This is a genomic window from uncultured Rothia sp., from assembly GCF_937976295.1.
GTDB lineage: Bacteria > Actinomycetota > Actinomycetes > Actinomycetales > Micrococcaceae > Rothia.
This window is the reverse complement of sequence record NZ_CALJRY010000370.1, coordinates 1-2,456: the sequence shown is the minus strand read 5'-3', so window position 1 is coordinate 2,456 and position 2,456 is coordinate 1. Positions and strand designations below refer to the sequence as shown.

The following is a 2,456-nucleotide window of genomic DNA, read 5'->3' as shown; positions in this document are numbered from 1 at the left end:
ACCCCCGAGCCCTCCACCCCCTCCACTCCGGCACCCGAGGCAAAGCAGGCTGACCCCTCCATCGTTATCGAGAATGCTCACTTCCCCGGTGACGCACAGCTGAACACCGTGAACGTTGTTGGCACCGGCTTCTACGGCGAGAAGGTCGGCCCCGGCGTGCAGGTCAGCATCTACGCACTGGACGCAGACAACCAGATCACCGGTGACGCCCTCGCTACCATTGCGGTGCCCGCAGATCAGATTCAGGACGGCACCTTCAAGACTTCCATTACCGTTGAAGCAAGCAAGCTGCCCGCCGGCGCATCCTACGCACTGGCTGCCGTAAGCAACCCGCAGGGTCAGCCCGATCAGAAGCTCGTGGCAATCTCCTCCTTCAAGGTCACCGAGTCCACCTCCTCCGAGGCTCCCAAGGCTGATGAGACTCCCGCTCCCGTAACCCCGGCGCCGGAGACCCCGAAGGCTGACGAGACCCCGGCACCCGAGGCTCCCAAGACTGAGGCACCCAAGGAAGAAACTCCTGCTCCGGAAGCACCCAAGGCTGAGACCCCGGCACCCGAGGCTCCCGCAGCACCCGAGAACGCAACCCTCACCACTGAGGACGCTTCCCTGGACCCGAACGACCAGTACAACGTTCTGACCTTCAACGGCTCCGGCTTCACCCACGAGTCCGTCGCTAACGGTGTCCAGATTGCAATCTACCGCCTGGACGCAAACGGCAACATCACCGGCGAGGCTCTGGCAACCCACGATATTCCCGCTTCTGAAATCGTGAACGGCACCTTCCGCGTCAAGGTCAGCGTTCTTGCCGAGCTGCTGCAGCCCGGTTACGCCTACGCAATGGTGGCAACCAGCGACCCCAACGGTCTGGTACACCAGGTGGCAGTCACCACCGCTACCGTGAGCGATGCGAACAACCCCGCACCGACCCTGCCGGCAGCTACCGAGGGTGACAACACCACCGTTCGCGATAACGGTGACGGCACCACCAGCGTCTTTACCGCTGAAATGCGCGAAGACGGTTCGGTTGTCGTAACCGAGACCCGTATGCCTTCTTCTCAGGCACCCAAGGCTAAGGTTGGCAACGCATCCGCTGCTACCTCCTCTAACTCCAATGGCCACACTGTAGGTGTCTCCGGCACCAAGGGTTCGGCTTCGACCTCTTCTTCGGCTTCCTCGAAGCCGCAGCTGGCTAACACCGGTGCCGAGGGTGTTGCAGGTATCGCAGGCGTTGGCGCCGCGGCTCTGATTGCTGGTGCTGCACTGATGCTCCTGCGCCGCCGCAGCCTCTAATAGCTCAGCCTCTAATAGCTCAGGCTCTGAAAATCTGACGCTCACCGCGAGGTGAGTGAAGCGAGTGCCGCCAATACTCTAGAAAGAGTATTGGCGGCACTTTTGCGTATCTGCGATTTTTCTTTGCGGTGCTTTTCTGGATGCGGATGGCTGGGGGAGGAGGCGGTTGAGGGGTTGGTTTGTTGTGCTCAATGGTGAGGGGAGATTTTTATTGTGGTATTGGTCTGTACTCTTTTGGGGAAAATGTAGAGAAAATGACGTGACCTGCTATTTTTTCACTTAAAAGAAATAAATTAAATGCATGAATGTGCAGAATATTTTTATCTCAAATCCATTAAATCTGCATATACATGTAATAAAACCTTGAGCCTCAAGGGAGAGTTGAAAAGTTTTACCTAGTCTGTGCATTTTGAGTGCTCTTGATGGTGTTCTGAAAGGTGAAAAATATTCTGTGTGGGTTATTGCACAGGAAAATACTTGGGATGTAAAGCGTATTTACAGCAATATCAAGAAAAGTATTGTTAGTGTGGAATTACCGATAAATAGAGCGATTCCCTTCGCGGTAACTTTCACCACTACATGAATGTTATGACTAGTCCGTACGTTATAGCGTTCAAACCCGAAGAGGCACCCGTCTAACTTCGATTCGTGGCACTCTCCGGAGGGTATCGTTCACACTCACAGAAGAAGGTGTGTCCCATGCCCGAACCCGCTCACTCAAAAACCCGAGCAACAGCCGCTATTGCTGCTTCTGTCCTGTCCGTCACCGGCGTTGGTGCCGCACACGCAGGTGTGCAGGTGCAGAATACTGGTGGGCTCGCCTCCTCAACTACGGTGGAGCCTGATAATCCTCCCTCCGCGGCAAACGTAACCTCCGTCGAAAACGTTGCTACCCAGAATTCCCCGCAGGTGTACGTAGAGCAGGGCGTTGTCATTAACCCCGCACGCTCCCAGAGCATCACCGTCAGTGGTGAAGGCTTCACCGGCGGTCCTGTTGAGCGTTACGGCGTGGCGGTCTACGTGAGCGAATACCGCCAGTACCCCCTCTACGCGTTGGCTCGCGGCTCCGCCGTAGCGATGACCCTCGTACCCGAACTCGACGTGGAGGGTGGTCGCTTCAGCGCCCAGCTGACCCTGCCCGCAGGCACCCTCGACCCCCACCAGCA

At 56.9% G+C, this 2,456-nt stretch carries 1 protein-coding gene and 1 pseudogene; both read left to right on the top strand.

The genetic code is table 11. The annotated features are described in order from the left end of the window. Positions 1–1,290, top strand: a 1,290-nt coding sequence (locus Q0216_RS09890) for an LPXTG cell wall anchor domain-containing protein (protein ID WP_298594974.1), incomplete at its 5' end; no start/stop codon positions are given. 699 nt (positions 1,291–1,989) lie between these two features. Continuing rightward, positions 1,990–2,456, top strand: a pseudogene (locus Q0216_RS09885) (adhesin); the annotation flags it as partial.